This window comes from Bradyrhizobium sp. SUTN9-2, assembly GCF_003122645.1.
Taxonomy (GTDB): domain Bacteria; phylum Pseudomonadota; class Alphaproteobacteria; order Rhizobiales; family Xanthobacteraceae; genus Bradyrhizobium; species Bradyrhizobium yuanmingense.
The window spans coordinates 4,474,974-4,496,019 of sequence record NZ_LAXE01000001.1; the positions used below are offsets into that span (position 1 = coordinate 4,474,974).

Sequence of the window (21,046 nt, forward strand, 5' to 3'; positions counted from 1 at the left end):
AGCGGGGACCGGAGCAGCCGGCGCCTGCGGGTCGACCGTGGCCTGCTGCGGGGCCGTCTCGTTCTTCTTGGCCTTCTTGGGCTTATTCTGGCCTGTGTTGTCGTAGACGCCGGGGATCTGCACCGTGCCGCGGTCCGGATCGATGCGGATGGTGCGCCCGCCATATTCAAACGTGTACTGCGCCTGCGCGGCAGTGCTCGCCAAAAGGAATGCGGCCGTGGCCAACAGCTTCCTCATTTCCGTCTCCTGAACAGGTGGTCCCCGCACCGACGCTTACGCGCCGGCTCGCTTGCAAAAAGTGATCTAGATCACTGTCGTTGCTGTGAGTCGTCTCCCGGCGGTTCCGGGTTCAATAGGCCCGGAGCCGGTCCAAAGTTTGGCGAGGCAAAGCGACGGAAGGACACGGCCTTATCCACCAGGCCGGGTAGATCTTCTTGCAGGCGCCGTCTTCCATGGCAATGTGCAGCCACTGGTCGACCGAAAAGCGGACAACTTTTCGGAAGGCAGAAATCGAAGGGAATCCTTGAAGTGACGATCTCGATCTACGAGGCCTCGGTCGGCCTGTTCGTGCCCTATTTGCGTAACCTGTCGGCGCTGCTCGACAAGGGCGTCGCTTATGCCGAGGCCCGGAAGTTTGATCCGGCGATTCTGCTCGGCATGCGCCTTGCGCCGAACATGTATGACCTCGCCCAGCAGGTCGGCGAGGCCTGCCGCCATGCCACGGTCGCGCCGGCCCTGCTGGCGCAGTGCGAGCCGGTGACGCTGCCGGCGCTGGAGCACGACATGGCCGGGCTGCAGGCGCGCATCGCAACGTCCATCGAGTTCATCGAGAGCCTGTCGCGCGCGGAGATCGATGCGGCGGCGGAACGGAGTGTCTTCTTCAGATTGAAGAACGGCACCGAGCTGCCCTTTACCGGGCGAACGCTGCTGCTGACGTTCAGCGTCCCGCAATTCTTCTTTCACGTCACCACCGCCTACGACCTGCTCCGCCACGCCGGCGTCGAGCTGGTGAAGAAGGATTATCTCGGCAGGAAGTGAGGTCTTACGCTTCGCCCTTGCGCTCGTAGTCGGCGAGCGAGCTGCGGCCGGCGATTTCGCTGCGCAGCAGCTCGAAGCGCCTGTTCGCCTCATCTTGTTGGGTGTCGACGAAGCGCACCGCGGCCTCGCTCGTCATGGGACCACTGACCACCGGGGCGGATTGCTCGCCGATGGTCTCGTGGACATAGTACTGGCCGTCATCGCCGCGATGAACCGTCCATTTCAGACGGATCGCGACCATGGGTCCCGGACCAACCTTGCTGTAGCCGTCGGCATCGGTGTGCTCCGGCGCCAGCGGCTGCTCCTCGACCACGGGATGCTCGTCGATCACCGGATGCTCGTCCACGATCGGCGGTTCGTCCGACGCGATGTGCTCACGCTCTCCGGCGACCACGATTTCGGTCTCGGTCTGGCGAATGACGAGAACGGGCTCGGGGTGCTCCAGGATGCTGGCGATGGTCGCCAGCGCGTGGTCGGTCGGGTCGATCTCTGACAAGGGTCCATCCTCCAGCTCGCCGCGCCGGCCAGTCTGTCCCACCGCCGCCGCGTTTCAAGCCCATTACGCGCGTTTGATTAAGGCTGAGTTGGGGCCCGATCTGCACCAAAATGGGACGCTTTCTGGCGTTCCGAAGGCGGCGGGGTGAGCCGCTGACCTTCCATAATCTCAGCCCAGCACGTCCTGGTTGATGACGTTCTGCCTGATGGGATCGCCGTCCAGCACGCTCAAAATATTGCGCGCGGTCTGCTCGCTCATGCGGCTCACCGCCTCGACCGTGACGCCGGCGACATGCGGGGCCATGATGACGTTGGGCAGCGCGAACAGCGCGTTGCCGACCGGCGGCGGCTCCACCTCGAACACGTCGATGCCGGCGCCGGCGAGCTTTCCGGACGTCAGTGCGTCATAGAGCGCCGCTTCCTTCACGATGCCGCCGCGCGCGGTATTGATGAGGTAGGATCTATCCTTCATGCGGCCGATCCTGTCGGCATCGAATAGGCCGACGGTCTCCGGCGTCTTCGGGCAGTGGATGGTGACGAAGTCGGCGTGAGGCAGCGCGGCATCGAGGTCGGTGACCGGCTCGCATCCGGCCGCCCTGATGTCGGCGGCGTCCTTGTAGGGATCGTAGACCTGCACCTTCATCTCGAACGCCAGGCAGCGCTTCGCTGTGCGGCTGCCGATGCGGCCGAAGCCGATGATCAGCACGGTCTTGCCGTAGAGGTCGAACGGCAGCATGCCGAGCCGGTCGGCCCAGGTGCCCTCCTTGACGCAGGAATGCAGCTCCTGCGCGCGCTTGGCCAGCGTCAGCATCATGAACAGCGCCGCCTCCGCAACCGAGGGCGAATTGGCGCTGCCGGCGACCATCAGCGGCACCTTGCGGCGGGAGAGGGCGGGCACGTCGACGGCGTCGTAGCCGACGCCGATGCGGGTTACCACCTTCATGTCACGCGCGGCCTCGAGCTCGGTCTCGCCGAAGGCGGTGGCGCCCAGCGCCACGCCATGGACCGGCGCATGGCTCTTCAACAAGGCCTCGAAATCCTTCGCCGAGATCAGGTTCGGAAACTCGACGAGCTCGATATCGTCCCGCTGGGTGAGGAGGGCGCGAGCCCCTTGCGACAAAGTCTGCGTAACGAAAATCTTCTTCTTGTTGGTCGCCATCGCTCCCCTACCTGCTCGCTTTTCTTGGATCGCGGCGTCACAACACGACGCCGGTCTCCTCATTTAGCAGGTGCATGTTGTTGAGGTCCATCGCCAGGCGCATGGGTGCCCCGTCCTTGGCGCCGGCATTGGGATCGACGCGGCCGCAGACCGGCGTGCCCTCGAGCCCGAAATAGACCAGCGTCTCCATGCCCATCGGTTCGGTGACGTCGAGCACGGTGTCGAAGGTCTCGACCCCGGGCGCCAGATGCGCATGCCACTCCGTGAGATGCTCGGGACGGAGGCCGAGCAGCAGCTTGTCGGTGCGTGGCAGCGCGTTGTAGCGCGCGGCGCGGGCCGGCGGCAGCGGAAAGGCAAGACGATCGGTGAGGCGGATCTGAAGCGTGCCGCCGACGTCCTCGAGCCGGCACGGGATGAAGTTCATCGCGGGCGAGCCGATGAAGCCGGCAACGAAGCGCGTCGCCGGCTTGTGGTAGAGCTCGTTCGGCGTGCCGATCTGCTCGATCTTGCCCTTGTTCATGACAACGACGCGATCGGCCAGCGTCATCGCCTCGACCTGGTCGTGGGTGACGTAGACCGTCGTGGTGCGCACCTTCTGGTGCACCTTCTTGATCTCGATCCGCATCTGCACGCGGAGCTTCGCGTCGAGATTGGACAGCGGCTCGTCGAACAGGAAGACCTTGGGATTGCGCACGATGGCCCGGCCCATGGCGACGCGCTGGCGCTGGCCGCCGGAGAGCTGCTTCGGCTTGCGGTCGATCAGATCGGTGATGTCGAGGAGGCGGGCGGCTTCGGTCACCCGCGCCTTGATCTCGGCCTTGGGATAGTGCTTCAGCCGCAGCCCGAACGACATGTTCTCCGCGACCGTCATATGCGGGTAGAGCGCGTAGTTCTGGAACACCATGGCGATGTCGCGGTCCTTCGGCGGCACGTCGTTGACGATATCGCCGCCGATCATGATGTCGCCGTCGCTGATGTCCTCGAGGCCTGCGATCATGCGCAGCGTGGTCGACTTGCCGCAGCCGGAGGGGCCGACCAGCACAATGAACTCATGGTCGGCGATGTCGAGGTCGATGCCGCGCACGGCTTCGACATCGTCGTAACGCTTGACTACCTTCCGCAAGGAAACGTCGGCCATTTCAGTTCAACCCCTCGCTTTCAACCCTTTGTCGCACCGGCGGTAAGGCCGGCAATGTAGTAGTCCATCAGGAAGGCGTAGATGATGAGCGGCGGCGCGGCTCCGAGCAGCGCGCCGGTCATGATCTGTCCCCAATTGAAGACGTCGCCCTTGATCAGCGTGGTGATGATGCCGACCGGCAGAACGAGCTGGTCCGTTGAGGTCGTGAACACGAGTGGATAGAGGAATTGCGCCCAGGATACGGTGAAGGCGAAGATGGTGGCGGCAATCAGCCCGGGCAGCGCGACCGGAATGAAGATCCGCGTCAGTGTCTGAAACCAGGACGCTCCATCGATGATGGCGGCCTCGTCGAGCTCTTTGGGGATCGAGGCGAAGTAGCCGATCATGATCCAGGTGCAGAACGGGACCGTCAGCGTCGGATAGATGAAGAGCAGCACGTACCATCTGTTGATCAGCTGGACTCCCGTCCAGTCGCCGATCAGCGCGAACATCTTGAATAGCGGAATGAACAGCAGGCTGTCGGGGACGAGATAGGTGAGGAATACGCCGGTGGCGAGTGTCGCCGAGCCCCAGAACTTCATGCGCGCCAGCGCGAACGCGGCCGGCACGCTGATCAGCATGGTGAGGGTCACCACGATGATCGAGACCCACGCCGAATTCCAGAAGAAGCGCAGGAACTGGTTGGACGTCAGCAGCTCGGCATAGTTGTCCAGCGTCGGATGGAACACCCACCAAGGGTTGGTCGCCGCCGAAATCTCGGCGCTGCTCTTCAGCGAGGTGATCAGCATGTAGAGTGGCGGCGTCAGCGAGAAGATCGCAAACAGCACCAGGAAGAAGTAGGACCAGCGCAGCGCCCAGGCGCGGTCGCGGCTCATGCTGCCGTATTTGACGTTGCGGCGCGGTCCGGCCTTGTCGATTGTCATGGTGCTCATCAGGCTTCGTTCCCGCGTTTGTTGACGTCGCGAAGGATGAAGATTGCGGCGACCGCCAGGATCGGCACCATGAACAGCGAGACGCTGGCGCCGAGCGGAATGTCGCTGCCCTCGATGCCGACCCGGAACGCCCATGTCGCAAAGATATGGGTGTGATCCAGCGGGCCTCCCGCGGTCAGGATGCGCACGATGTCGAAATTGGCGAAGGTGACGATGAGGGAGAACAGCGTGGTGATCGCGATGATGTTGCGCATCATCGGCAGCGTCACATACCAGATGCGTTGCCACCAGTTGGCGCCGTCGATGGCGGCGGCCTCGTAGAGCTGATCGGGCACCGATTTTAGGGCGGCCAGATACATGATCATGAAGAAGGGCGCGCCATACCAGACGTTGACCAGGATCACGGCGAAACGCGCCCAGGCGGCGTCGCCGGTCCACGGGATGGGCCCGATACCGAAGAATGCAAGTGTGTAATTGAAGGCGCTGTAGGACGGGTCGAACAGCCAGAGCCAGGCAAGCGTGCTCATCGCGGGCGGGATCACCCAGGGCACGAGCAGCATGCCGCGCCATTTGCGCTGGCCCTTGGCCGGAATGTTGTGAACGAAATGCGCGACGACGAATCCGATCAGGGCCTTGAAGACCACGGCCGTGATAGCGAAGATGCAGGATTGCTTGACCACCAGCCAGAATGTGTCGCGCCTGAACAGGAACTCGAAATTGCCGAAGCCTACAAACTTCTGCATCGACTTGTTCAGCGTTGCCAGATGCAGCGAATAGAAGGCCGGATAGACCACGAGCAGCGTGATCAGCAGGATCAGCGGCAGCGTCATCAGGAACGCCACGGTCGATTTCCGCCTGAGGGCGTTGTGCAGGCTTGCACGTTTACGGGCGCTCGCAGGCCGGGCGACGCCGGGTTGCCGAACTACGGCATCAGCCATGATGCATCTTCCTCGCAGGATCGTTCGCACGGAAGCCGGCGGAACCGGCTTCAGAAATTGAAGCTTGTGGCGGCAGCCAGACCGGGCGGCTCACGTCCAGCGTGAGCCGCCGGTCTCTGTCTCAGCTTCGCATGAAGCCTTCGCACTCACCCTCCGCCCAAGCGAGCGTCGCCTCCATCTTCTCGCCTTGCGCGTAGCGGAGGCACATCTTGGTCAGCGTGGCCTGCGCATAGATCTGCTGGGCGATCTTGGGAGGAGCAGGAGAGGCCGCAATCGACAGCGTCTGGTGATTGTGGGGATTGGGGTAGTGATAAAGGGTGCCCTTCGGCGGCCCTTCCTCCTGCCAGGTCTTCAGCGTCGTCATGTTCGCGTAGGCCGGCAGGTCGTAACCGCCGCTCGCGGCCACGAACTTCTCGATCGATGACGGCTGCGACAGATGCGTGAGCAGGCTCTTCGCCGCTTCCTTGTTCTTGGAGAAGCTCCAGGTCCCCCAGAAATAAGGCAGGTAGGGCGCATAACGGCCTTTCGGACCGGACGGCATGCCGTGGGTCCAGCACTGCTCTGCGACCTGCGGCGCGTCGCGCTTGGCGACCGCCCACGCGCTCGGAGGATTCATGATCAGCGCGCCTTTTCCGGAGATCAGCCACTTATTGTTGGAGGCGTCATCCCAGGCGGCGACGTCGGGCGGCAGGACCGCGATAAGCTTCTTGTAGAATTCGAGCGCCTGGCGAACCGCGTCCGTCTTCACCGTGAGGTCGCCCTTGGCATTGACCAGCTCAGCGCCGAACGACTGGAAGATGGCGCCGGCAGTGTCGGTGCTGTCGGTGGTCTCGCCCAGGCCGATGCCGAAGGGCACGCCGCCTTTTTGGCAGGCCTCGGCCGCCTTCAGGAATGTCTCCATGTTCCAGTTGTCGGCCTTGGGCTGGCTGCCCGCCGGATATATTTCCTGGATATCGATATTGGCGAACTTCTTCAGGAGATCGATGCGGGAGCAGGGCCCCTTGATCTGGCTTCCGATTGTTGCGGGCACCGCAAGCCATTTGTTGCCGGCCCGTCCCAAATATTTGACGGTGCCGTTCACGTCGCCGTTCTGCTTGATGATCGGCTCCATGATGTCATTGACCGGCTCGAGCAGTTCGGCATGGGCGTGCGGCCACCATGTCGGCATCGCCAGGACATCGTGGCCTGACTTCGCCGCCGCCTCGGCCGCGATGGTGAGCTCGATCTTCTTGCCCTGGCTTGTGATGTAGTCGATGGAAATCTCGACCTTCTCCTTCGCCGCCCATTCGTTGACGAGCTCGGTCGAGGCCTTGTTGGCGCCCGGCACCCAATGGTCCCAGAAGCCGATCGAGAGCTTGCCGGCGGCGTAAGCGCCCCGGACATAGGGCGCCGAGATCAGCGCCGCGGAGGACATTGCAGTGGCAGCCACAAATTGACGTCGCGTCAGTGTCTTGCGTGACATCTCGTTTCCTCGCTTGGGTGTTGTTGTTGGAGTTTCCTCTGAGACTTCTTTCTTGAGTTCTTGTTGTCGATTTTCTTGTTGGTGCCGTCGGCCCGCGTGGGCAATTCACGCCGGTCGCAGCAAATTGGTAGCGCGATCAGATCATGATTGATCGCGTCTGTCGAGAAAGCCGAACGGCTCCGCGTCCAAAACTCATGTTGTGCCCGGAAAGGTCGCAACGTCTGGCAAGGCGATAGGGCCGCAGGCGCAGCGCACGGTGTTTTTTGCGACGCACACTTCGCGCCAAACGGCCTCGAACGCTGCCGTGCGCAATTGCGCCTCAGTTTCGCAAGAGGCTGGATAACCGCTTCGCGTGAAAGACCTTTCGGGCGTGGACAGCAATCGGCCGCGTCTGGACCTCGAAGTGGCGGAAACGATAGAGTTGCGCCTGGCGGCTGATCCTCGCTGACAGGCCAGATCGATGATGGAGACGAGAATGATCAAACCGGCGGCACCAGCGCGGCTTCATCTGCGGCGATGCCTGGCGCTGGGGTCTATGCTCGCGCTGTTGCTCGGGGCCGGCGCGGTGGCGAATGCTCAAGGTCTGGTCAAGGGCGTTCAGGAAGGCGCCGCAGCCGGCAACAAGGCGGCAGGTCCGGTCGGTGGTGTGCTCGGTGGCGCCATCGGTGGCGTGGTTGGCGTTTTCACCGGCGTGCTCGGTGTCGGCAACACCAACACCGGCAATCAGGCGCCGCCGCCCAAGGAGGCCGGCAAGGACGCGGCTAAGGATTCCAAGCAGCAGGGCGGGGCCAAAGACAAGGATGGCAAAAGCGCCAAGGGCAAGAGCGCCAAGGCGACCAAGGAGGCGAAGAACGCGCCGCAGGACAACAAGGGTAAAGACAACAAGGAAGTCACGGTTCTGACCCAGCCCGGTGCGCCGCAGCTGACTGCCGAGCAGATCGTCGCGAACAGCGATTCCTACATCGAACGGATCAAGAGCGAGCTGAATCTCACGCCGGATCAGGAGAAGCACTGGTACGGATTCTCGAGCGCGATGCACTACCTCGGGCATAATGGCGCAGAGCGGCTCAACCTGAGGATTGCGCGCGCCAAGCGCGATCCGCCCGACGACATCATCGAGCAGATGCGCAACGAGGCCCAGTTCCTGATCGATCGCGCCGGCGATCAGCGCAACGTCGCCGATGCCGCCGAGCCGCTCTTTTCCAGCCTCGACGACAAGCAGAAGCAGGTGTTCATCCAGGCAATGGTGCGCCTCAGCCACGAGCGCGGACTGGATTGATCAAGTTGAATCGGTTCGGGCGCGTGTGAATTAACGGCGCCCGCCACGAATTCGTGTATCTACAGCGCAATTCGGTTATGCTTAGCTTCGCACGGCTGATTGCGGGGTTGATATGGCGGACGGACTCTCCGTTTTCCTGGTCGAAGACGAGGCGTTGATCCGGATGATGATCGCCGACATGGTGGAGGAACTCGGCCACCACGTCGTTGCGGAGGCAGACAATGTGCGCGACGCCAGCGCCTTTGCCATGACTGCGCAGTACGATCTGGCCATCCTCGACATCAATCTGATGGGCGTCTATGTCGACCCCGTCGCCGATTTGATCGAACGTCGCGGAAAACCGTTTCTGTTCGCCACAGGCTACGGTCCGGAACTGCTGCCGTCCTTGCTCCGTCGTAGGCCGATCCTGCGTAAGCCGATCGCGATGGATCAGCTCAAGGCGATGATCGATTCGATGTTTCCGGAGCCGTCAGCCACTATCCCGAGCTGACCATCGCGCTTTTGCCGCCTGGCGGGAAGAACTCAACCGGCAGGGTTGCGGCCATTCCTCAGCACCCTGGCAATGGTGTGAGCCGTCATGGCCGCGCGATCCGAAGCGCGCTGGGCAGCCAGCTGGTCGCGGGCCTTTTCCTCGATCAGGAGCTCGATGAGCGCCAGCCGCTTGTCTTCGCTGTCCGCTTCGCGCAACAGGCGGTGATAGCGGTGATAGTCGAAACCCGAATCCTGCTTACGCATGTCACGCCCCCGCAACTACGCCACACACGGACAGATTGTTTCTCATCGGGAACAGGTAGGCAAGCACGAACCTGCGTGGAACCGCAGATGTGCCGCAATCAGCTGTGCATGACGGGAACTCGCCGCGGGGGCGCCCTCAGCCAGAATTGTGCTCGGCAAACATCGTCAGGCCGAGGAAGCTCGCATCGGGTTTGATCACGAGCCTGGTCGGGATGTTGCGCAGATAATCCTGGAACCGTCCCTTGGCTTCGAAGCGCGCCCGGAAAGCGGAGGCGGCGAGGAACTCGCGGAAGCGCGGCACGATTCCGCCGGCGACATAGACGCCGCCGCGGGCGCCGAAGGTCACCGCGAGATTGCCGGCGACCGAGCCGAGGATGGCGCAAAACATTTCGAGCGTCGCGCGGCTGACCGGACAGCTGTTCTCCAGGGCCGCCTTGGTGATCCCGGCGGCATCGCGATGCGGCACCTGGACGCCGTCGATCTCAGCCAACGCTTCATACAGGTTTTGCAGCCCCGAGCCCGAGAGGGCACCGCGCTCGATCGAGACATGACCGAGGCGCTGCCGCAAGCAGGCGATCACGCGCTCCTCGCGCTCGTTCTCCGCCGGCAGGGTCGCATGTCCAGCCTCGGTAACGACGGCCAGGCGCGAACCATGGCGGTCGACCAGGCAGGACACACCAAATCCGGTTCCAGGCCCCACGACCAGCAACGGCTCGCCGGCCAGGCCGTCGCCGCCGCCGAGTGGGACCAGGTCTGAAGGCTCCAAGGCAGGCAGGGACCAGGCCACCACCTCGAAATCGTTCAGCACGTGGACGCTGTCGAAGCCGAGCGCGGACTGCAGCTCGTTGCCGTCGATGACCCAGGGACTGTTGGTCATGACGCAGCGATTGTTGGTGACGGGACCCGCCACGGCCAGCACCGCGCGATGGGGCTGCTCGCCGTTGGACCGGCGCGCCAAAACGTCCGCGATGGCTTCGCGCACGGTCGGGAAGTCGGCGACCTTGACATAGTCGATCGGTCCGGTCTGACCGCTCGGGCTCAGCGCGAAGCGCGCATTGGTGCCGCCGATATCGGCGAGAAGAATTTTTCCGGTCTTGCCGATATTCATGGCCTCATCGCCGCCACGACCTTCAGGCCCTGGCAGCCCTGTCCTCCGCTGCTTCGACCCGATCCGCCTGGCGCGGGCGGTGCGAGAATCTGCCCTTGGGTGCGCCTAGTCAACACGGACGAGGTCAAACCGTTGCATCGTGGCGGCCACGGTGACCAATTCGCGCAGCTGCCGCGCGTGCCAGTGGTTGCGAAGCCGCGCGGGAAGGCCGACACTGAGGTGGTCGCCCGGCGCCGTCGCGCCCGGCAGATCGAAATGGGACGGCGATGAAGATTTCCGACCGCGACGTGTTGCTGGTGATCGACGTGCAGAACGACTTCTGCACCGGCGGGGCGCTCGCCGTTCCCGGTGGCGAGAAGGTCGTGCCCGCCATCAACAGGATCGCCCAAAAATTCGCCAATCTGGTGCTGACCCAGGACTGGCATCCGAGCGACCACGTCTCGTTCGCGCCGAACCATGCCGGCAAGCAGCCGTTCGAGACCATCGAGCTCGACTATGGCCGGCAGGTGCTGTGGCCGACGCATTGCGTGCAAGGCACGGCCGGCGCGGAATTTCATCGCGATCTCCACGTGACACGGGCAAGCCTCGTGGTGCGCAAGGGCTTTCGCCGCGGCATCGATTCCTATTCGGCGTTGTTCGAGAACGACCATCGGACACCGACCGGATTGCTTGGTTATTTGCGCGAACGCGAGCTGAAGACCGTCTTTGTCGCAGGTCTGGCGCTGGACTTCTGCGTCCGCTTCTCGGCGGAAGATGCGCGCAAGGCAGGGTTGGAGGTGGCCGTCATCGAGGATGCCTGTCGCGGCATCGATCTCGACGGCTCGGTCGCGTCGACCCATCGGAGTTTTCGGGACCTCGGCATTGCCGTCGTGAGCCTCGAGGCGTTTCTGTGAGGATGTCGAGGTAGCCATGGTGGACAAGACCTCCAAACCGCCACGCAGGTCAGCCCAGGCTCATGATGATCCACGGCTCTGGCCGTTTGCGGCAGCGCAGCTCGCCATGGATGCCTGCTTCTGGTGGCTGGAGCGGGCACCCGAGCAACAGGATGACAGCAGCCTGCCATGGACGACGCCGAGCCGCGTTGCGTTGGAGCTCCCGACGATGGACTTGCGCGATTGCTCGCAGACCCGGTCCGGCCAGCCGGCGCTGGTCTGCGCGCCCTATGCGCTGCACCGGGCCCTGATCGCCGATTTCGCCCCAGGCCACAGCGTGGTGCAGTCGCTGCAAAACGGCGGCATCGACCGGATCTATGTCACCGACTGGCGGTCAGCGACGCCGGACATGCGCTATCTCTCGATCGACAGCTATCTCGGCGATCTCAACGTCGCCATCGACGAGATCGGCGCGCCGGTCGATCTCGTCGGGCTGTGCCAGGGCGGGTGGCTGTCGCTGCTCTATGCCGCGCGCTTTCCAGGCAAGGTGCGGCGGCTGGTTCTGGTCGGTGCTCCCGTGGACCTGTCGATCGAGTCCTCGCTGGCCCGGCTCGCCCGCAACGCGCCCGAGCTGGTCTATGACCAGCTCGTCGCGCGCGGCGGCGGCAATGTCAGCGGCGAGGAGATGCTGCGCTTCTGGTCCAAAACCCCTGACAACGACGATATCAGGACGGCATTGCAGCGGGATCTCTCGGACGAGCAGGGCTCCGAGCTGCTGGCGCGGTTCGACCGCTGGAACACCGAGACGCTCAACCTGCCGGGCACTTATTATCTCGAGATCGTCAACGCGATCTTCCGGGAGAACCGCATCGCCGAGGGCCGTTTCGTCGCGCTCGGGCGCCCGATCGATCTGAAGGACGTCAAGGCGCCGATCTTCCTGCTCGCCGGCCTCGACGACGATGTAGTGCCAGCGACGCAAGCGCTGGCCACCGCGGGGCTCGTCGGTACGCCACCTGCCTTCGTTGCAGCGGCATCCGAGCCCAGCAACCACCTCGGCCTGTTCATGGGCGCGCGCACCCATGCGCATGCCTGGCCCCGGATCGCCGGGTGGCTGCGCGGCGATCTGCCCGGCGTGCTGGCCCGCAGCGCCTGACCTCGCCGGCACTGGACCGGATGGGGCGCAAATCCGTTATGCATGACGGCGGATGGCCTGCACGGGGCCAGATCGATGGGCTAAATATGACCGGAGCTGACGGCTTTGGCCGCCGGCGAGAGATTTGAGGGTACTGCGCTCGATGACGTTCCACTCGATTTACGCCCACGGATTTGCGCGCGTGGCAGCCTGCGTGACCACCTCCCACGTCGCCGATCCCAGCGCCAACGTGAAGGCCGTGCTGGCGGCGGCCAATGCCTGCCATGAGCAGTCGGTCGCGGTCGCGGTGTTTCCCGAGCTGTGCCTGTCCGGTTATGCGATCGAGGACCTGGTGAAGCAGGATCCGCTGCTTGATGCGGTCGAGCGCGGGCTCGCAAGCGTCGTTGCGGCCTCCGCGGGGCTAATGACGGTCCTGATCGTCGGGGCGCCGCTGCGCTTTGGCAATCGCATCTACAACTGCGCCGTCGTCATTCATCGCGGTAACGTCCTCGGCGTCGTGCCGAAATCTTACTTGCCGACCTATCGCGAGTTCTACGAGGGACGGCATTTCGCCTCCGGCGCCGGCATCGCCGGTGAGACCATCGCCTTTGGCGGCCTGCATGCGCCGTTCGGCGTTGATCTCCTGTTCGCGGCCGAGGACGTTCCGGGCCTCACCATTGGCGTCGAGATCTGCGAGGACATGTGGATCCCGGTGACGCCGGCCTCGGAGCTCGCGCTTGCGGGCGCGAGCGTGCTGATCAACCTCTCGGGCAGCCCGATCACGATCGGCCGGGCGCGCTCGCGCGCGTTGCTGTGCCAATCGACCTCGGCGCGCTGCCTCGCGGCTTACGTTTATTCCGCGGCCGGGGCCGGAGAATCCACCACCGATCTCGCTTGGGACGGTCAGACCTCGATCTACGAGAACGGCGTGCTGCTGGCCGAGGGTGAGCGGTTCCGCCAGGGCGGCCAGATCACGCTGGCTGACGTCGACCTCGACCTGCTCCGGCAGGAGCGCGCGCTGATGGGAACGTTCGACGACAACCGGCGGCAGCGCGAGGCGTTTTTCCGCAAGGTGACATTTGCCCTGAAGCCGCCGGCCGCCGATATCGGCTTCCTGCGCAAGGTCGAGCGCTTTCCATTCGTGCCGAGCGATGAGAGCCTGCTCGAGCAGGACTGCTACGAGGCCTACAACATCCAGGTCGCCGGGCTGGTGCAGCGCATGCGCGCCACCGGTACCAAGCGCGTGGTGATCGGCGTGTCGGGCGGCCTCGATTCCACCCACGCCCTGATCGTCGCCGCCAAGGCGGTCGACCTGCTCGGCCTGCCGCGCGAGAACATCCTGGCCTACACCATGCCGGGCTTTGCCACCGGCAGCGAGAGCAAGACCAACGCGCTCGCGCTGATGAAGGCGTTGCAGACGAGCTGGCAGGAGCTCGACATCCGCACCACGGCGACGCAGATGCTGAAGGATATCGGCCATCCCTTCGGCAAGGGCGAGAAGGTCTACGACGTCACCTTCGAGAACGTGCAGGCCGGCCTGCGCACGGATTATTTGTTTCGGCTAGCCAACCATCACGGCGGCATCGTGATTGGAACCGGCGATCTCTCCGAGCTCGCGCTCGGCTGGTGCACCTATGGTGTCGGCGACCAGATGGCGCATTATAACGTCAACGCGGGCGTGCCGAAGACGCTGATCCAGCATCTGATCCGCTGGGTGATCTCCTCCAAGCAGTTCAGCGACGACGTCAACCGGACGCTCGGCTCGATCCTTGTGGCCGAGATCTCGCCGGAACTCGTGCCCGTCGAGGCCGGCCAGAAGCCGCAGAGCACGGAAGCGTCCGTCGGGCCTTACGAACTGCAGGACTTCAACCTGTTCTATACGCTGCGCTTCGGCATGCGGCCGTCCAAGATCGCCTTCATGGCGCTTCAGGCATGGAAGGACGTTGCCAAGGGCGAATGGCCACCGGCCTTCCCGAGCGATCGGCGCCGGGCCTATGATCTGCCGGAGATCCGCCGCTGGCTCGAAGTGTTCCTGCGCCGCTTCTTCGCCTTCAGCCAGTTCAAGCGCTCGGCCATGCCGAACGGGCCGAAGGTCTCGGCCGGCGGTTCATTGTCGCCGCGTGGCGATTGGCGCGCGCCCTCGGATTCGAGTGCAGCGGCATGGCTCGAGGATCTCGAGCGGAACGTGCCGAACTGATCGGGACAACGGATCGGTGGGGATGATCGGATGTCAGCTGGCGATGAAGCGGAAGCGGGTGAGGAGGCCAGGGTCGTCAACGGCCTCTACATCTTCGACATCGAGATGCGGGACGGCAAGCGTGGGCAGGCCAGGGGCGTGGTCGTGCTCAGCGACGGCCGCATCATGGGCGGCGACAGCTACTTCTACTACACCGGCAGCTACACCTTCCGGAACGGCAAGTGGCGGGGCGACATGATCGTCAATCAGCACACCGAGGCGGTCGGCAGGACGCTCGCATTCGGCGGCAGGGAGGTCACCTGCGGCTTTTCCGGCGACTATTTCCCCGGCGGTGCGGAAGTCGAAGGCATGGCGCTGGTCGGCAAGACCAGCGTGACGTTCACGGCGCGGCTGACGCTGAAGGATGCGATGTAATGGCGACTTGATTGGCTCACCTCCACGACTGCGTTCCTGCTCAGGAACCTTCGTACGAACAGAACGTTCGCGTTTATTGTTGCGAATTGTCGAGGAGAGGGACCATGCGTCAACATTTGATGTTATCGACTGCGGCCGTCGGGCTCATGCTCGCATCCGGCCTTGCCTATGCCCAGGCGCCCGGTGAGCGCAGGGACGAGCCGAAACGGACCGAGGAGCCGGCCAAGGGCGCTTCTCCGCAGCGCGGTGGTGCGGCTCAAGAACGCGTTCAAGAGCGCGCGCAAGGCGCCCAAGAGCGGCTTCAGGGCGCAGGCCGCGAGGATCGAGGCGGCGCTGCCAAGAGCGAGGTAAGTGACGACAAGCGCCAGCCGGCGACGGCCTCGGAGCGCAATCAACCGAAGGCGAGGGACCAGGCACAAGACTCTCGTGAGCCTTCGCGCGATCGCAACCGGGAGGCCGAGAGCACCAAGCCCGGACGCGATGCGGGCAAGAGCGGTGCGGAAACCAAGCAGGACAAGGCTGCGCAGGACAAGGCTGCGCCGCAGAAATCAACCGCCGAATCCGAGAGATCCAAGACTGGCCCGACGACTGGTCCGGCTGGCCAGCAGAACGAGCGCACCGGAGCTACAGCCAACCAGAACGAGCGCAACCAGGCCCAGCCGCCGCGCAGTGCCGCCGAGCAGCAACAGAGCAACCAGCCGGCCACTGCGACGGATACCAGCCGCGCGGCACCGACCAACAACGCACAGACCGCGCCCGGCTCCACGGGCACGCAGACCAACCAGGCCAATCAGACCACGCAGACCAACACGCAGGTCAACCAGCAGGCCCAGGTGACGACCGAGAGGCAGGTGCGGATCTCCGAAACGGTGAGCCGCGCACGCCTGGCGCAGCCGGAGCGCAATCTGAACATCTCGATCCGGGTTGGCGAAACGATTCCCTCGCGCGTGCGTCTGCATCGGCTGCCGCCCGAGATCGTCTCGATCGAGCCTGCATATCGGGGCTACGAATATTTCACGACGGAAGACGAGGTCATTATCGTGGAGCCGCGCTCGCATCGCATCGTCAGCCAGGTACCCCGCGATCCGTCGCGGGCCCGGGCCCAAATGGGTGGCAGCACCTCCTCGTCGTCAGGCATGGCGGCGGCCGGCGGAAACACCATGGTGAACTGCCAGATCATGCGACGTGATGCTTCCGGCAACGTCGCCCAGGCGGAGCCGACCACCGTGGGCTCGACTGCGCGCACCGATTCCCTGAGCGTGATCGTCCAGATGCCTGGCGGCGGCTCGTCCACGCCGATCGCTCTCGGCGCTCCCGCGGGCAACATCGTGGTCGCGACGCAAGGGCAGGGCGATTGCACGGTGACGCTGGAGCCGCAGACACGCTAAGCGCCGAAACAAAGAGGCTCTGAAACGACGACGCGCCGCCCGGATGCCCCACCGGACGGCGCGTTGCTGCGTTCAATCTAAAAAGTTTCGAGGTCCGGAGTGCCTAGGAGTCCGGACCTCGTCACCTTGCCCCAGCCTTCAATCCCCCGCCCCATGTGGTCCCCCAACCCCATGTAGCGCGATCAGAGGGTGATGCCCGTGGAAGTGGCCGCCGATCGATGTCCCGCGATGTACGCGAAGGACGGCTAGGATTCCATTCCGGATCACTACGGACACGATGGCGCTTGCCATGTGCCCATTCGGCATCGCTCGGAGCGATCGCTTTTGCTTGAACCGCAGCACGCGCGGGCAGGATGTCCACATCTCGTCCACGCTGCGGAATGCGCATTTCACGGGCCTGTCATTGAACTGGTCTAGCGCTGCTCCCGTCATCGCTGACGACGAAGGAGCATGCCATGTCGAAGCCGGTGCTGGGCGCCGCATTGTCCATCAAATCGATCCCCGCGCATCGTGACTGGCTTCTCGAAAAGCAGCGCGATCTGGAAATCCAGGACTTCTTCCGCGCCGATCTGCTCGATAGCGACTGGCGCGCAACCGCTAGCGAGATCAAGCAGATGCTCACCGGGCACACCGGCCGGCTCGGCATCCACGGTCCGTTCTGGGGCTTCAAGATCGACAGCCACGATCCGATGATCCGCCAGGCCGTAACGAAGCGCCTGCTGCAGGGCCTTGAGGCCGCCGAGTTCCTCGGCGCGACGCAGATGGTGATCCACTCGCCCTTCACGACCTGGGACCACAACAATCTCGATCTCTATCCCGACAACCGCGCCAATATCGTCGAGCGAGTCAAGGCGACGCTCGCCGAGGTGATTGCGCGTGCCGAGACGATCGGCTGCGAGATCGTCATCGAGAACATCGAGGACAAGGATCCACGCGACCGCGTGCGCCTCGCCAAGGCGTTGGAAAGCAGCAAGGTCCGCGTCTCGCTCGACACCGGGCACGCCAATTATGCGCACATCTCCACCGGCGCGCCGCCGGTCGACTATTACGTCGAGACCGCCGGCGACATGCTGACGCATGTGCACCTGCAGGACACCGACGGCTTTGCCGACCGGCACTGGGCGCCGGGCGAGGGCAACATTCCCTGGGTCGCCGTATTCCGCGCGCTAGGACGGCTGACGTCGAATCCGCGGCTGATCCTCGAACTCCGCAACCACGACGATGTCCGCAAGGGCGCGGCGCATCTCGCCGCGCTCGGTCTCGCCGAATAACCGCAATCACAAAGGGCAGCGTCACCTCATGAGCAAGCTCACCCGTCGCAACATCCTGAAATCCGGCGGCGCCGCCGCAAGCACCTTGCTGCTGCCGCGCTTTGCCATCGCGCAAGGCGACAACCGTCCCTCCGTGACCGTCGCGGTGCAGAAGGTCACGAATGCGAACGTGCTCGACGTGCTGCGCGAGCAGTCCAATGTCGGCGAGCGCGTGTTCTTCTCCTCGATCTGGGAAGGCCTGATCTCCAAGAACTGGCGCGGCAAGCTCGAAGCTGTGCCGGGCCTTGCCACCGAATGGCGCCGCATCGACGACCAGACCGTCGAGGTGAAGCTGCGCCAGGGCGTCAAGTTCCACAATGGCGACGAGCTAACGGCGGAAGACGTCGTCTTCACCTTCAGCCGCGAGCGCATGTTCGGCGAGACCGAGGCCAAGAACCGCTCCACCATCAAGGCGTTCGAGAAGATCCCGACGCCGCGTCCGGGCAAGGAGCTGCCGCCGGACGTCCCCGCGGTCGCCCGCCGCATCTGGCCGGACCTGGTGCGCGTCGATGCCGTCGACAAGTACACGGTGCGCTTCTACAACGCGACGCCCGACGTCACGATCGAAGGCCGGCTGTCGCGCTACGGCTCCGACATCATGAACCGCCGCGCCTGGGAAGAGGCGGCGAGCTATCTCGATTGGGCCCGCAAGCCGGTGACGACCGGCCCCTACAGGGTCGTCGAGCTCAAGCCCGACGTCTCGCTGACGCTGGAAGCCCACGACGAATATTGGGGCGGCCGGCCGCCGCTCAAGCGCATCCGCTTCCTCGAAGTGCCTGAGGTCGCCAGCCGCATCAACGGACTGCTCTCGGGCGAATACCAGTTCGCCTGCGACATCCCGCCGGACCAGATTGCCGGCATCGAGAAGAATTCCGCCTTCGAAGTGCAGGGCGGCACGATTCAGAATCATCGCCTTACCGTGTTCGACAAGAACCACGCCGTGCTCGCCAATCCGCTGGTGCGGCGCGCCTTCACCCATGCGATCGATCGCCAGGCGATCGTCGACAGCCTGTGGGCCGGCCGCACCCGTGTGCCGAAGGGTCTGCAATGGGAATTCTACGGCGACATGTTCAACGCCGACTGGAACGTGCCGGCCTACGATCCCAAGCTTGCGCAGGATCTGCTCAAGCAGGCCAATTATAAGGGCGACCCGATCCCGTACCGCCTGCTCAACAACTACTACACCAACCAGGTCGCGACCGCGCAGATCCTGGTCGAGATGTGGAAATCAGTCGGGCTCAACGTGCAGATCGAGACCAAGGAGAATTGGTCGCAGATCATGGAGCGCGGGCCGGCACGCGCCGTACGCGACTGGTCGAACTCGGCCGCCTTCAACGATCCGGTGTCGTCGCTGGTCGCCCAGCACGGCCCCAACGGCCAGCAGCAGCAGATCGGCGAATGGACCAATGCCGAGCTGAACACGCTCTCCGAATTCCTGGAGACCTCGACCGACCGGGCCGCGCGCAAGAAGGCGTTCCGCCGCATGCTGGAGATCGCCGAGCGCGAAGATCCCGCCTACACGGTGCTGCACCAGAACGCGACCTTCACGGCCAAGCCGAAATCGATCAAGTGGAAGGCAGCGCCCGCCTTCGCGATGGATTTCCGCGCCGGCAATTTCGAGGTCTGAAGGTGAAGCCGCTGGTCAGCATCGAGGACTTGCGCGTCGCCTTCAATGGCGTGCCGGTCCTGCGCGGCGTCGACATTGCCTTGCAGAAGGGCGAGGCCATCGGCCTCGTCGGCGAGTCCGGCTCCGGCAAATCGGTGACGTGGCTCGCCGCGCTCGGCCTGTTGCCGCGCCATGCGCAAGTCTCTGGCTCGGTGCGGCTCGACGGGCGCCAGATTCTCGGCGCACCGGCCGCCGAGCTCGATCAGGTCAGGGGCGGGCGTATCGCCATGATCTTCCAGGATCCGGCGAGCGCGCTCAACCCGGTGCTGACCATCCGCAGGCAGCTTTGCGAAGCGCTGGCGCTGCATCGCGATCTCCAAGGCAACGCCGTGAAGGCGGAGGCGCGGCGGCTGCTCGATCTCGTCGGCATTCCCGACGCTGGCCGCCGGCTCGAGGCCTATCCGCACGAATTCTCCGGCGGCCAGGTCCAGCGCATCATGATCGCGATGGCGCTGGCCGGGAATCCCGATCTCGTGATCGCGGACGAGCCGACCACTGCGCTCGATGCCACCATTCAGGCACAGATCCTGGAGCTGCTCTCCACGGTCCGCCGCGAGCTCGGCATGGCCATGGTGCTGATCAGCCACGACCTCGGCGTCGTCGCGGAGAATTGCGACCGCGTCGCGGTGATGTATGCCGGCCGCATCGTCGAGCAGGCGCCGAGCAACCAGCTGTTCGCCGATCCCGTGCATCCCTACGCGCAAGGATTGATCGGCGCGTTGCCGCCGCTCGATGGCCCGCGGCGGCGCCTCACCGCCATTCCGGGCACGGTGCCCGATCCCGCGCACATGCCCGGGGGGTGCGCCTTCGCGCCGCGCTGCGCGCTGGTCGCGGAAGCATGCGGCCTTGCGGCGCCGCCCCTCGCGCCGATCGCGGATGACCGCAGCGTGGCCTGCGTCCGTGCCGAGACCTCGCGCCGCGCGCTGCTCGGGATTGCCGCCGAATGAGTCCGCCGCTCGTCGAGGTCTCCGCGATCTCGCGCACCTATGCGATGCGCTCCGGAATGTTCGGGAGAGCTGCGGCCGTGCATGCCGTCGACGGCGTGTCGCTGACGATTCCAAGGGGCCAGACGCTCGGTCTCGTCGGCGAATCCGGTTCGGGCAAATCCACCACGGGCCGCATCGTGCTCGGCCTCGAGCCGCCTGATAGCGGCGAGGTACGGTTCGACGGCAAGCCGATGGCCGCGCTTGGGACAACGGCGTGGCGTGCGCAGCGCGCGCGGATGCAGATGATCTTCCAGGATCCGCTCGGTGCACTCGACCGGCGGCTGCCGGTCGCCACGCAGATTCGCGAGCCGCTCGACATTCACGGCCTCGGCACGCCTGCGATGCGCGACGAGCGCGTCCGCGAGCTCTTGCACGCCGTCGAACTGACGCCGGCGCATGGTGCGCGCTATCCCGGCGCGCTCTCCGGCGGGCAGCGTCAGCGCATCGTGCTGGCGCGGGCGCTGGCCACCAAGCCGGATTTCCTGGTCTGCGACGAGCCGGTCAGCGCGCTCGACGTCTCGATCCAGGCGCAGGTGGTGAATCTGCTCTGCGATCTCCAGGCGCAGCTGTCGCTGACGCTGCTCTTCATCAGCCACGATCTGCGCGTCGTCAGGCAGATCAGCAACGTCGTCGCCGTGATGTATCTCGGCCGCATCGTCGAGATCGGCAGCGCGGACGATCTGTTCGCGCGGCCCGAGCATCCCTACACCCAGGCGCTGGTCTCGGCCTCGCCCGCGCCGGGCCGCCGCAGTGCGGGCCGCATCGTGCTAGCAGGCGACCCGCCGAACCCGGCCGCG

Annotated in this window: 20 protein-coding genes and 1 pseudogene; 12 read left to right on the plus strand and 9 right to left on the minus strand. The window is 64.7% G+C overall.

Translation table 11 applies throughout. The features are described from left to right. Nucleotides 1–237: pseudogene (locus XF30_RS20875) on the minus strand (DUF2147 domain-containing protein); the annotation flags it as partial. Between the two features lie 303 nt (nucleotides 238–540). Between XF30_RS20875 and XF30_RS20880 the strand changes: the two are divergent. Continuing rightward, nucleotides 541–1,038 carry a DUF1993 domain-containing protein gene (locus XF30_RS20880; protein WP_109145796.1) on the plus strand — a complete coding sequence of 166 codons (498 nt, stop codon included), beginning with the start codon at nucleotides 541–543 and terminating at the stop codon, nucleotides 1,036–1,038. A 4-nt stretch (nucleotides 1,039–1,042) separates the two neighbouring features. Here the strand turns inward: XF30_RS20880 and XF30_RS38570 are convergent, their stop codons facing one another. From XF30_RS38570 to XF30_RS20910, 6 genes are all read right to left on the minus strand, one after another. Continuing rightward, nucleotides 1,043–1,534, minus strand: a complete 492-nt coding sequence (locus XF30_RS38570; protein WP_036012421.1) for a hypothetical protein — start codon at nucleotides 1,532–1,534, stop codon at nucleotides 1,043–1,045. A gap of 168 nt (nucleotides 1,535–1,702) precedes the next feature. Next, nucleotides 1,703–2,692 carry a hydroxyacid dehydrogenase gene (locus tag XF30_RS20890; RefSeq protein ID WP_109143714.1) on the minus strand — a complete coding sequence of 330 codons (990 nt, stop codon included), beginning with the start codon at nucleotides 2,690–2,692 and terminating at the stop codon, nucleotides 1,703–1,705. Between the two features lie 37 nt (nucleotides 2,693–2,729). Further along, complete coding sequence (locus XF30_RS20895; protein ID WP_036028079.1) at nucleotides 2,730–3,830, minus strand: ABC transporter ATP-binding protein; 1,101 nt, start codon at nucleotides 3,828–3,830, stop codon at nucleotides 2,730–2,732. A gap of 20 nt (nucleotides 3,831–3,850) precedes the next feature. Then, a complete protein-coding gene (locus XF30_RS20900; protein WP_036012407.1) occupies nucleotides 3,851–4,762 on the minus strand; it encodes a carbohydrate ABC transporter permease in 912 nt (303 codons plus the stop codon). Continuing rightward, the gene (locus XF30_RS20905; protein WP_036012404.1) at nucleotides 4,762–5,700 is read right to left on the minus strand and encodes a carbohydrate ABC transporter permease; all 939 of its coding nucleotides are present in this window, start codon (nucleotides 5,698–5,700) and stop codon (nucleotides 4,762–4,764) included. Before XF30_RS20905 ends, XF30_RS20900 begins: the two co-directional genes overlap by 1 nt. A 121-nt stretch (nucleotides 5,701–5,821) precedes the next feature. Further along, entirely contained in the window at nucleotides 5,822–7,162 is a 1,341-nt protein-coding gene (locus tag XF30_RS20910; protein ID WP_036012401.1) for an ABC transporter substrate-binding protein, read from the minus strand. 475 nt (nucleotides 7,163–7,637) lie between these two features. On the opposite strand from XF30_RS20910, the gene XF30_RS20915 reads away from it, so the two are divergent. Both XF30_RS20915 and XF30_RS20920 read left to right on the plus strand, forming a co-directional pair. Further along, nucleotides 7,638–8,441, plus strand: a complete 804-nt coding sequence (locus XF30_RS20915; RefSeq protein ID WP_109143715.1) for a Spy/CpxP family protein refolding chaperone — start codon at nucleotides 7,638–7,640, stop codon at nucleotides 8,439–8,441. Between the two features lie 112 nt (nucleotides 8,442–8,553). Then, entirely contained in the window at nucleotides 8,554–8,931 is a 378-nt protein-coding gene (locus XF30_RS20920) for a response regulator (RefSeq protein ID WP_036012398.1), read from the plus strand. Between the two features lie 32 nt (nucleotides 8,932–8,963). Here XF30_RS20920 and XF30_RS20925 read toward each other — a convergent pair whose 3' ends face one another. Beyond that, nucleotides 8,964–9,176: a hypothetical protein gene (locus XF30_RS20925; RefSeq protein ID WP_036039656.1), complete on the minus strand. Its 213-nt coding sequence runs from the start codon at nucleotides 9,174–9,176 to the stop codon at nucleotides 8,964–8,966. A 136-nt stretch (nucleotides 9,177–9,312) separates the two neighbouring features. Beyond that, on the minus strand, nucleotides 9,313–10,284 hold the full coding sequence (gene glk, locus XF30_RS20930; protein ID WP_036012393.1) for a glucokinase: 972 nt from the start codon (nucleotides 10,282–10,284) through the stop codon (nucleotides 9,313–9,315). Nucleotides 10,285–10,550: 266 nt separating this feature from the next. On the opposite strand from glk, the gene pncA reads away from it, so the two are divergent. The 9 genes from pncA to XF30_RS20975 all read left to right on the plus strand — a co-directional run. Beyond that, nucleotides 10,551–11,177, plus strand: coding sequence for a bifunctional nicotinamidase/pyrazinamidase (pncA, locus tag XF30_RS20935; protein ID WP_109143716.1), 627 nt, complete (start codon nucleotides 10,551–10,553; stop codon nucleotides 11,175–11,177). A gap of 16 nt (nucleotides 11,178–11,193) precedes the next feature. Further along, nucleotides 11,194–12,309, plus strand: a complete 1,116-nt coding sequence (locus XF30_RS20940) for an alpha/beta fold hydrolase (RefSeq protein ID WP_109143717.1) — start codon at nucleotides 11,194–11,196, stop codon at nucleotides 12,307–12,309. Nucleotides 12,310–12,451: 142 nt separating this feature from the next. Next, nucleotides 12,452–14,485, plus strand: coding sequence for an NAD(+) synthase (locus XF30_RS20945; RefSeq protein WP_109143718.1), 2,034 nt, complete (start codon nucleotides 12,452–12,454; stop codon nucleotides 14,483–14,485). A gap of 30 nt (nucleotides 14,486–14,515) precedes the next feature. Then, complete coding sequence (locus tag XF30_RS20950; RefSeq protein ID WP_036012369.1) at nucleotides 14,516–14,899, plus strand: GrlR family regulatory protein; 384 nt, start codon at nucleotides 14,516–14,518, stop codon at nucleotides 14,897–14,899. 104 nt (nucleotides 14,900–15,003) lie between these two features. Further along, entirely contained in the window at nucleotides 15,004–16,287 is a 1,284-nt protein-coding gene (locus XF30_RS20955) for a DUF1236 domain-containing protein (protein ID WP_109143719.1), read from the plus strand. Nucleotides 16,288–16,742: 455 nt separating this feature from the next. Further along, nucleotides 16,743–17,558 carry a sugar phosphate isomerase/epimerase family protein gene (locus XF30_RS20960; protein ID WP_036012362.1) on the plus strand — a complete coding sequence of 272 codons (816 nt, stop codon included), beginning with the start codon at nucleotides 16,743–16,745 and terminating at the stop codon, nucleotides 17,556–17,558. A gap of 28 nt (nucleotides 17,559–17,586) precedes the next feature. Further along, nucleotides 17,587–19,224, plus strand: coding sequence for an ABC transporter substrate-binding protein (locus XF30_RS20965; RefSeq protein WP_109145797.1), 1,638 nt, complete (start codon nucleotides 17,587–17,589; stop codon nucleotides 19,222–19,224). Nucleotides 19,225–19,226: 2 nt separating this feature from the next. After that, nucleotides 19,227–20,210 (plus strand): ABC transporter ATP-binding protein, encoded by a 984-nt coding sequence (locus XF30_RS20970; RefSeq protein ID WP_109143720.1) that lies wholly within the window; start codon nucleotides 19,227–19,229, stop codon nucleotides 20,208–20,210. After that, a partial coding sequence (locus XF30_RS20975) for an ABC transporter ATP-binding protein (RefSeq protein WP_244608987.1) occupies nucleotides 20,207–21,046 on the plus strand: 840 nt, incomplete at its 3' end. The genes XF30_RS20970 and XF30_RS20975, both read left to right, overlap by 4 nt.